Origin of the sequence: Ruminococcoides bili (assembly GCF_040093295.1) — a bacterium.
In the GTDB taxonomy this organism is placed as follows: Bacteria; Bacillota; Clostridia; order Oscillospirales; family Acutalibacteraceae; genus Ruminococcoides; species Ruminococcoides intestinale_A.
Genome location: NZ_JBBNJY010000059.1, coordinates 1 through 7493, shown reverse-complemented (window position 1 = coordinate 7493; position 7493 = coordinate 1). Strand labels below are relative to the sequence as shown.

The 7493-nt window shown below is 37.2% G+C and carries 10 protein-coding genes, 1 tRNA gene and 1 rRNA gene; 5 read left to right on the top strand and 7 right to left on the bottom strand.

All coding sequences use genetic code 11. The features are described 5' to 3' along the window. Nucleotides 1-115 precede the first annotated feature (115 nt). Nucleotides 116-769: a Crp/Fnr family transcriptional regulator gene (locus AAAY30_RS10880; RefSeq protein WP_449077401.1), complete on the top strand. Its 654-nt coding sequence runs from the start codon at nt 116-118 to the stop codon at nt 767-769. A 69-nt stretch (nt 770-838) separates the two neighbouring features. Here AAAY30_RS10880 and AAAY30_RS10875 read toward each other — a convergent pair whose 3' ends face one another. Then, a complete protein-coding gene (locus tag AAAY30_RS10875; RefSeq protein WP_302484318.1) occupies nt 839-1054 on the bottom strand; it encodes a hypothetical protein in 216 nt (71 codons plus the stop codon). Nucleotides 1055-1169: 115 nt separating this feature from the next. Continuing rightward, the gene (locus tag AAAY30_RS10870) at nt 1170-1931 is read right to left on the bottom strand and encodes a C39 family peptidase (protein WP_022234311.1); all 762 of its coding nucleotides are present in this window, start codon (nt 1929-1931) and stop codon (nt 1170-1172) included. Nucleotides 1932-2241: 310 nt separating this feature from the next. Between AAAY30_RS10870 and rrf the strand changes: the two genes are divergently transcribed. After that, nucleotides 2242-2358 (top strand): 5S ribosomal RNA (gene rrf, locus AAAY30_RS10865). A gap of 100 nt (nt 2359-2458) precedes the next feature. Here rrf and AAAY30_RS10860 read toward each other — a convergent pair. After that, nucleotides 2459-2881, bottom strand: coding sequence for a hypothetical protein (locus tag AAAY30_RS10860; protein WP_499215795.1), 423 nt, complete (start codon nt 2879-2881; stop codon nt 2459-2461). Between the two features lie 59 nt (nt 2882-2940). Here AAAY30_RS10860 and AAAY30_RS10855 point away from each other — a divergent pair, with 59 nt between their 5' ends. From AAAY30_RS10855 to AAAY30_RS10845, 3 genes are all read left to right on the top strand, one after another. Then, nucleotides 2941-4014, top strand: coding sequence for a serine/threonine-protein kinase (locus tag AAAY30_RS10855; RefSeq protein WP_302484317.1), 1074 nt, complete (start codon nt 2941-2943; stop codon nt 4012-4014). Between the two features lie 126 nt (nt 4015-4140). Beyond that, nucleotides 4141-4671, top strand: a complete 531-nt coding sequence (locus AAAY30_RS10850) for a DUF6591 domain-containing protein (protein WP_252558457.1) — start codon at nt 4141-4143, stop codon at nt 4669-4671. An 8-nt stretch (nt 4672-4679) separates the two neighbouring features. Beyond that, entirely contained in the window at nt 4680-4934 is a 255-nt protein-coding gene (locus AAAY30_RS10845; protein WP_303248592.1) for a hypothetical protein, read from the top strand. Between the two features lie 697 nt (nt 4935-5631). Here the strand turns inward: AAAY30_RS10845 and AAAY30_RS10840 are convergent. The 4 genes from AAAY30_RS10840 to AAAY30_RS10825 form a co-directional block, all read right to left on the bottom strand. Beyond that, nucleotides 5632-5707: transfer RNA gene (locus AAAY30_RS10840), tRNA-Thr, on the bottom strand. 278 nt (nt 5708-5985) lie between these two features. Continuing rightward, the gene (locus AAAY30_RS10835; protein ID WP_302186564.1) at nt 5986-6507 is read right to left on the bottom strand and encodes a cysteine hydrolase family protein; all 522 of its coding nucleotides are present in this window, start codon (nt 6505-6507) and stop codon (nt 5986-5988) included. Nucleotides 6508-6517: 10 nt separating this feature from the next. Continuing rightward, on the bottom strand, nt 6518-7210 hold the full coding sequence (locus AAAY30_RS10830; protein ID WP_337781870.1) for a flavodoxin family protein: 693 nt from the start codon (nt 7208-7210) through the stop codon (nt 6518-6520). Continuing rightward, entirely contained in the window at nt 7207-7362 is a 156-nt protein-coding gene (locus AAAY30_RS10825) for a hypothetical protein (RefSeq protein ID WP_176781861.1), read from the bottom strand. Before AAAY30_RS10825 ends, AAAY30_RS10830 begins: the two co-directional genes overlap by 4 nt. Nucleotides 7363-7493 lie beyond the last annotated feature (131 nt).

The following is a 7493-nucleotide window of genomic DNA, read 5'->3' as shown; positions in this document are numbered from 1 at the left end:
CCGATCTAAAGTTTGGTCAACCTTTTTAAAGGGTTGACCAAACTTTTATAATTGCTTAATTGCTCGGCAAAAGTTTTATAAACCCCATTTACCAATCGACAACCGAGGTGAAACTATGGAAAAAAATCTTAACACTCCTCCCACGCAACTTTACAACATACACAACGATATGAAAACTCTGTTTGACAGTTTGCCGTACACCAAATCTTTTGCAAAAGGCGAAATAATCTATCACCAAGGCGACATTGCCGACAGCTTTTACTATATAAAGAAAGGCAAAGCAACCGTATTTATGATTTCTCCCGACGGAATGGAAAAAACTCTGAACACTGCCTCAAAAGGGGAATTGATTGGCGAGGGCGCTTTTTTTGACCACAAGCCGAGGGTAAGCTCCGCAAAGGCGGTAACCGCAAGCGAGCTGACAATTATTGATAAAAAAATTCTCCTCGACCTTATTCAAAAAAATCCTCCGATTGCATTTGAACTGCTTGAAATTCTCGCCACAAGAATAAGACTGCTTACCACCCAGCTTGACTCAATGACATTTATGCAGGCAGACGCACGAATAGCAAAACTTTTGCTTGACGATATGGTTGACGGCAAAGTATCGCTCACACACGAGGAAATTGCATTGACGGTAGGAGTGTCACGAATCACCGTTACAAAAGCATTGAGCAGATTATCCGCACAAGGCATACTTGCCACACATTACAGAGGAATAAAAATACTCGACAAAGCAGGTCTTGAAAAAATTTGCGGGGAAAAATAATAATGTAAATATTGTTTGGCAAATTACTATTTTAAAAATCGGCTTTGTCAAGAAAAGTGTGTAAGTTTTTTAAAAATAGCGGAATGTAATTTTTGTAAAGCACACTGTGCAAATATACATTGTTGTTTTCAATGTCTCTGCAACGATAAAGCAATCCGATTTTTCACTGTAATATACATTTTCAAGTTTGGCGGTGTAAAACATTTGCAAACTGAATTTATTGGTTTGCTCAAGTTCGGAGTTTACCACACTGCTTTTTAAATATGATAAATATTTATTTCTCATAGCTTTGTCGGCAGAATTCAGCTTTTTAAAATCATCGGTAAAACAGCCTCCACCGTTCCTTTACAAATATTTATTATAAACACAGTATTTAATACTTCGTAGTATTAAAATAATCTCATCCGTTTTTCAGTACAACGCATTTATTATTTCTTGATGTAAAGACAGATTCAAAATTTTCTTTCGGATATTCAACAAGTCCGTTAATAGGGTCTGCTATGGTTACCGTGTCGGCACTGTAGCCAATCAAATCGGCTGCATGGTCGTCCATACACCAATCGTATTGTTTGCCGTCTGTTCCTGTCCAGGATTCAATGTCACTGCGTTCAACCATACCTATAGTAACCCATACCACAATCGGGTAGCCTTTATCGACAAGTTCGTACAGTTCCTGTGGGGTAGAACCTGTAATGTCTATGGCTTTCAGTTTGCTGCCCGTGTATTTAAAATAGTTATTTGCCGCCGTTACAATAGGAGTTGTGCCGCAGACATAGCCGTAAACGCTTGTAGGGTCGCCGATAAAGTATTGTTCGGGACTTGAGCCGTAAAGGTTTCCGTCCTCGCCGTACTCAATGTCGTAAGGAGTGCAGGGGAGGTATTCGGTGGCCATAGTGTATTTGTCAACATTGCAGCCGCTGTAGTTCATAGCCATTGTAAGGGCGGTTACTTCGCAGCCCGTAGGAAGTTCAGGCTCCTGATATATTATATCGAAATTTTGAATAACGCAACTGTCCCTTGACGCTCTTGATACTGTTGCAGTGCTGTTTTCCCGGAAATCATCGGCAATGTCATTTTTTTTGCCACAGCCTGAAATCAAAGTTATAGCGCTCATTGCGGAAAGCAAAAAAGCGGTGATTTTTATTGCAATATTTCTCTTCATCGCAATTCTCCGTTTCAAGTAAACATATGTACAAATTATACCACAAGCTTTGACAATAAACAATCTTTTCGGAGTAATATTGTTGTAAATAAGTTGTCACTTCTCAAATTTAAGATAGATTAGGCAAAATTTGTTTTTATAATAAAAGCTTTCTGACGGTAAAAATAACTTAAACTGAATTATTTAATTGTCAATAATCGTCTTTAATTGATATGTTTTGTGTTTGTGAAAAAATTGTAAAAAAGTGTTGACAAAGTGAACGCACAGTGATATAATCAATACTGTTCTCAAGAGAGAACACAATTAGACAGTTGGTGTTAATGACGCTGAGGGTCCACCTGTTCCCATACCGAACACAGAAGTTAAGCTCAGTGGTGCCGAAAATACTTGGCTGGTGACGGCCCGGAAAGATAGGGAGATGCCAACATCAAAGTGTCCATCCAATAGGGTGGGCATTTTTTATTGTTAAATTTAAGTGATTAAGCAAAAATCCGGCTTCTTTCATATGAAGTCGGATTTTTCGTTTATCATTCAAGTACATCAAAGCCTCTGTCATACAGCATTAAATTAATATCAATTACACTTAGTTTGTGAAGCAGTCCAAACATTATTACCGCATCTCTGCCGTCTTTGGCATACAGAGGTGACGCTTTTATACGGTTCAGCAATTTTTCTGTCTGGGTCAGATCCGCACCTATTCCAATGCAGAGCATTATCAGATTATCTCTTGACGGTGTCTTTATTCCTTGGAATATCTGATAGCCGTAGTGCTTTTCTATCATAGAATTATTTATAGCTTCTGATTTGCTTATCTTTTTGCTTTGTATAATACTTTCAAGCATTTGAGGTAATGTCGCAAAATTCAGCTGATCCGAGTTTTCTTTAAAATAATCGTCAAGATTACTTTTTGATTTTAAGCTATTGAGAAGTTCATCAGTTGATTTTTTCAATTTATATCTTCCTTTTTATACAAATTTATGCTAATATTTACAAGAGGGGAGGTGCAAAAATGAACGAATTTGAATATAAATTTTCACTTTGGCAATTTGATGTTGTTACAGATTTTAACAGAACGACACAGCTTGTGCGCAATCGCAGCACGGGTCGGCTTATGGTGAAAAAGATTATGCCCGCTTACGAATTTGAGGTACATAACGCTGTCAGTAAAATTAATAATTGCCATATCGCAAAAGTTTTTGATGTTATAACTGACCGCAATGCCTGCATTATTCTTGAAGAATATGTACAAGGTCATACCATTGAGCAGTATTTGTCAAAAGGTACTTTTGCGGAAGATTATGCCATAAATATTGCCCGTCAGATTTGCAACGGACTCAGTGTTTTGCACAAATATTCAATTACCCATCGTGACATTACTCCGTCCAATATTATCATAGGTTTTGACGGTGTTGTTAAGATAATTGATTTTGGAATTTCAAGACTGCATAAAGAAAACGCCAAACACGATACGCAGGTTCTCGGTACAGAGGGTTATGCCGCACCCGAACAATTCGGCTTTAAGCAGAGCGACTGCAAAACAGATATTTATGCTCTGGGAGTTTTGCTTAATTATATGCTAACAGGTCATATACCGTCAGAAGTTATGTACCGTGACGGTGATGTTGCGGATATTATTAAAAAATGTACAGAATACAATGTTGAAAAGCGTTTTGAACGGATAGAGGATTTAGACGCCGCTTTGAAAAGAAAGAGAGTTTACGGCTTTAACTTTGCCGACAATTTTATGGAAAATTTCCCCGGACTCCGTTCGGAAAAGAAAGGTGTGCGTGTTTTTGCGTGCGTAATGTACGGCTGGATGTTTTTATGGATTATAGGTATGTACAGCAAGTATTGCGTAAAAAATATACTGAACTTTTTTCCCGTCACGCTTATGGTAATACTGCTTTTCTTTATTCCCATTTCATTTTTCTCTGACCTTTTCGGCTTCCAGAGTTGTATTCCCAAAATAAGGGATATGCCTAAAACTTTAAGGAAGCTTATTTTTTACTCATTAGCCGTTGTGAGTATGTTTGTCGGTATGTCGATTTTCCGTGCCGTTACAACGGTATCTTATTTATGGTAATTATTTCCATAGTACAACAATATTATAGCATAAAATTTTTTCTTAGTGTATGCTGTCAGCATACACTTTTTTATTTGGCTTTTTATATAATAATGTCAACGAATTTAATAAAAGGAGGAATTTATTATGAAAAATACCGTTAAAAAAGTTTTATGTACATTTATTGCAGTGGTTGCGGCGGTCACTTCTACATTGGTTTTTACAGGTTGTGGCTCAAAAAAAACCACAAGCGACGTAAGTATTCCTGACTATACTTTTTCTGAAAGTTCTAAGGAAGAGGAAAGTTCGCAGGCAGAAGAAAGCTCAAAGGATGATGAATCTTCTGAGGAGGAAAGTTCAAAGGAAGAAGAAAGTCAACAAGATGAAGAAAGTTCTAAAGAAGAGGATAACGATTCCGACACCGTTAATCCTGATTTTAAGGAAGTAATGGACGATTACGAGGACTTTATGAATGATTATGTTGACTTTATGAAGAAGTACACAAGCAGTGACAATCCTGCAGGACTTATGAAAGATTACACGGAGATTGTGTCGAAGTATGCTGATTGGGGCAAGAAGATAGACGATATTGACGAGGATTCTCTTTCAAAAGCAGATTACGATTATTATATTGATGTGACAGCAAGAGTTACTAAAAAACTTGCAGAAGTTGCCTAATAATAAAAATGACTTTTAATGACATCTGGGAAGAAATCGTAAGATGCACAGGCAATGTAATTACCACAAAAGAGAATACAAAATTTACATATGTTGTAAATGAAAACAGTATTTTTATTCCGAAAGCGAATTGGAAAATTACAAAATCAGAGCTTGAAGGTGCGGTAAAAATGTTGCAAAATCCGTCATTTGCAAAGAATGCGGCAATCGGTTCATCGTATGTGTATGCTATAATATTTAATGCTTTGGAAGAAATTCAATAATAACAGACTTTTTCATACGGATAAAAGCGCTCGGGTACTGTACCTTGAGCGCTTTTATAATGCAATTAAAAGTTGGCTTTGTCAAGAAAATTGTGTAAGTTTTTTAAAAATCATAAAAACTTTACAAATAATCCTATGAGAACAACTATGTATCTAAAAAACAACTACAATCATCCCATCAGTCTTCCTTATATTCTATTACTCGTGTACATATATAATGATAAATTATAATGATAAATGTATCACGAACTAAAGTCAAGTAATAATTTTCAAAAACGAATAATGTCTTTCCTTGGAGCTGATAACGGGTGATTGTAATTATTCAAACTCTTTGCCTCGCCTGCTGCGGCTTGTTCACAGTCATATTTTCTTCAACTCTACGCCCTAAAAACAGTCCACCGGACTGTTTTCTTTACGGGCTTTCAAATCCCGTTTTGCAATTTCATCTTTAATCAAAAAAGATATTACCCACAAATTCGGATAATATCTTTTTCTTGGAGCTGATAACGGGTGATTGTAATTATTCAAACTTTTTGCCTCGCCTGCTGCGGCTTGTTCACAGTCATATTTTCTTCAACTCTACGCCCTAAAAACAGTCCACCGGACTGTTTTCTTTACGGGCTTTCAAATCCCGTTTTACAATTTCATCTTTAATCAAAAAAGATATTACCCACAAATTCGGATAATATCTTTTCCTTGGAGCTGATAACGGGATTTGAACCCGTGACCTCGTCCTTACCAAGGACGCACTCTACCTCCTGAGCTATATCAGCATATTAAATTTTTAATCAGCGTTAAGCAATATTGGTATTATATCACATATGTTTTACAATTTCAAATGTTTTTTTAATTTTTTTCAAATTTCTTGATAAAAATTTGAAATGTTCCGTATAATACGAAATTTGTATTGCACAAATCATAAAACCAAAATAGGCGGTGTCAGAAGTCCTATAATACGCCCACAAGGACTTCTGACAAACTACCTATTACCCTGAAATGTCGAAATGACATTATATTCAGTATTTTACAACAAGTTATAATTATTGTCAAGTTAAATTACGGTAATTCCGAGTCCACGCATAACATTTAATGCGGCTGTATTTAAGCCGTTATCATTTGAGGCAGTGGCATTGCTGTCAACAGTCAGTCGTGCGTTCGGCAAAGCGGTTCGGGCAAGCACGGCGTTTGAAATAACACAAATATTCGATACAAGTCCGCAGAGCTCGATTTCTTTGTAATCACACTTTCTTAGATAATCAAACAGAGCCTCACTGCCATAGGTGCATTTCTTGAACACTTTGTCGTTTGGCTGAACCATAGACTTGATTTTTCCGTAAAGTTCGTGACCTTTTGTGTACTCAATGCAATGTTCAATCGGCAATATTCTGCCCTCAAAAGTAGTTAAGTAATCGCAGTGATGGGTATCGAGAGTGAATATAATGTCTGCACCCTCTGCCCTGTATTTTTCGATTTTTTCGGCAATTACATTTTCAAGTTTTTCCGCACCGTCAAATCCAAGTGAACCGTTTACAAAATCCACCTGATAATCAACTGTAATCAAGCATTTTCTCATAGTAAACTCCTTACTTCCACGGGCGCTTTTTACCGTCCCAGCCTTTGTTATGCCAATAGTCCGTATCAGCCTCGTTCCAATCGCTTTTCCTTTGAATTATACGCATAAGTTCAAAAAAGGCTTTGGTCTTGATTCCGACCTTCACCTTGCCGTCCTTTGCTTTGATTTTCTTTGCAAGGGCGGTGGTCTTTTTGTCGATTGCTTTCAAAGTGTTTTCGCTGATTCCGTTGTATGATGTGGCACGGACATTCACACCGTATTTATAAATTTTTGGTATTCCCCAAAAGAAAAAGCTGTCGGCAATATCTTTATTGGTTGACTTTGTACCCGCTCTGGCGGCTGTGGAAATACACACTGCCTGCTTTGAAAACATACTTTTTTCGGGACGGTGCACCATCCAACGGTAGCCGTAATGGTCAAGAAAACTTTTCATAGCGCCTGTGGTGTGGTAAACATAAACGGGGCTTGTAAAAATAAGCACATCTGCATCATCAATTGCATTTGTCAGCTTTTCGAGCCTTGCGTGATGAGGGCAAAGATGTTCATTTTTTATAAAACAGCTTGTACAGCCAATGCACATATCACTGAAATCCTTTGGCAAAAAGAACTCTGTAACTTTGCCGCCAAGTTTATCGGCAAGCATTTTGCCGATGTGATATGTAGAGCCTTTATGGCTCTGACCGTTGACTACTGTAATTTTCATTCCTTAATCTCCACAGGTTTTTCGTCAAAGCCTTTTATTTGAAAACGAAGTCCGCAGGTTGAACATTCGTAGTACGGTTTGCCGTTGTTTTTTCCGTCATCTACGATGAGCATAGGACTTTCGCAAAATGGACAAAGTTTAATATCTTCCATAGTTATTCTCCGTTCGGATTAATTTTTAATGTATTAATAATCGGTTATTTGTCAAAAGTTTGGCAATTATGGTTTAGCAAAATACTTTTTAAAGCAATTATAAAAGTTTGGTCGACCTTTGAAAAGGTCGA